The organism is Mesorhizobium sp. M7A.F.Ca.CA.003.01.2.1 (genome assembly GCF_003998945.1).
GTDB lineage: Bacteria > Pseudomonadota > Alphaproteobacteria > Rhizobiales > Rhizobiaceae > Mesorhizobium > Mesorhizobium ciceri.
This window is the reverse complement of sequence record NZ_RZRA01001108.1, coordinates 1-1,641: the sequence shown is the minus strand read 5'-3', so window position 1 is coordinate 1,641 and position 1,641 is coordinate 1. Positions and strand designations below refer to the sequence as shown.

The window sequence follows — 1,641 nt, the reverse complement described above, 5'->3', positions numbered from 1 at the left end:
GGTCACCGTGGTGCCGGCCAAGTCCGGCGCCGAGGAAATCCTCGCCATGCAGCCGGACGGCATTTTTCTCTCCAACGGCCCCGGCGACCCGGAAGCCACCGGCGACTATGCCGTACCGGTCATCCGGGATCTGCTGAAGACCGACATCCCGGTGTTCGGCATCTGCCTTGGCCACCAGATGCTGGCGCTGGCGCTGGGCGGCAAGACCGCCAAGATGCACCAGGGCCATCACGGCGCCAACCATCCGGTCAAGGACCACACCACCGGCAAGGTCGAGATCGTCTCGATGAACCACGGCTTTGCCGTGGATGCCGACTCGCTGCCATCAGGCGTCGAGGAAACCCACGTCTCGCTGTTCGACGGTTCGAATTGCGGCATCACCCTGACCGGCCGGCCGGTGTTCTCGGTCCAGCATCACCCCGAGGCTTCGCCCGGCCCGCAGGATTCACACTACCTGTTCCGCCGCTTCGTCAATTTGATCCGCGAAAAGCGCGGTGAGGAATTGCTGGCCGAACGGGCTTAGCGCGATCCGGTAGCGCCGCCCCTCATTGCCCTGCCGGGATGGCCCTCCCTGGTGAGCGCAATGCGGTTGTGACTCACACCTGTGCTCCATCCTCAGCGACACCGGTGGCGACATTCGTGCGCGCTGCCGGCCTCGCAACTTTCGTCACAAAGACGATGACCGCCAGCGTCAGGAAGCACGCTCCCAGCAGATAGGGCGCGCCGCCGAAGGTCACCGGCGCGCTTGGCCCGGTGAACCAGGAAAAGATCGCCGTGTAGAGCAGCGGCGTGATGATCGAGGTGATCGAGAAGATCGAGGTCATCGCGCCCTGCAGTTCGCCTTGCGCCGAAGGCGGCACCTTGGCGGCGGCGAGGCTCCGCAGCGGCGGGTCGGCCAGCGCTTCCAGGCAGCCGACGACGATCACCGCATAGATCATCCAGCCTTGCGACGCGAAGGCGTAGCCGAAGGCGCTGGCTGCCGTGAATGTCAGGCCGATGACTGCGGTCTTCCACTCGCCAAGCCTAGGGATGACGCGCGGCAGCACCGTCGCCATGACGATCGCGCCGCACAGGCCAAAGGCGCCGAGCGAGAAGCCGATCTGCTGCTCGCTCCAGCCATAGCGGTAGCTGGAGACGAACGACCAGACCGCCGGATACATCATATGCCCGAGCGTCATCAGGAAGAAGACAAGCCCGATCCAGCCGATGCCTTGATATTGGCGCATCTGCAGAAGCGTGCCGACCGGGTTGGCGCGTTTCCACTCGAAGCGGCGGCGGTGCTTGTCATCGAGCGTTTCCGGCAGGAAAAACAAAGCGATGAGGAAATTCACGAAGGCGAGCCCGGCGGCGAAATAGAACGGCACGCGCGGCCCGAACGTGCCGAGCAGCCCGCCCAGAACCGGCCCGATGACGAAGCCGACGCCAAATGCGATGCCGAGCAGGCCGAAATTCTTAGCCCGATTGTCATCGTTCGAGATGTCGGCGATGAAGGCCGATGTCGTCGAATAGCTGGCGCCCGAAATGCCGGCCAGCACGCGCCCGATGAACAGCATCGGGTAGGACCAGGCGACGGCGCAGATCAGATTGTCGATGGAGAAGGTCAGCACCGATGCGAGCAGGATCGGCCGCCGCCCGAACCGG

The 1,641-nt window shown here is 64.6% G+C and carries 2 protein-coding genes; one reads left to right on the top strand and one right to left on the bottom strand.

Going from position 1 to position 1,641, the window contains the following annotated elements; all coding sequences use genetic code 11:
• On the top strand, positions 1 to 523 hold a 523-nt coding region (locus tag EN969_RS30225; RefSeq protein ID WP_164758630.1), incomplete at its 5' end, for a gamma-glutamyl-gamma-aminobutyrate hydrolase family protein.
• Positions 524 to 596: 73 nt separating this feature from the next.
• Here the strand turns inward: EN969_RS30225 and EN969_RS30220 are convergent.
• Positions 597 to 1,641: MFS transporter (locus tag EN969_RS30220; RefSeq protein ID WP_164758629.1), on the bottom strand; the 1,045-nt coding region annotated here is incomplete at its 5' end.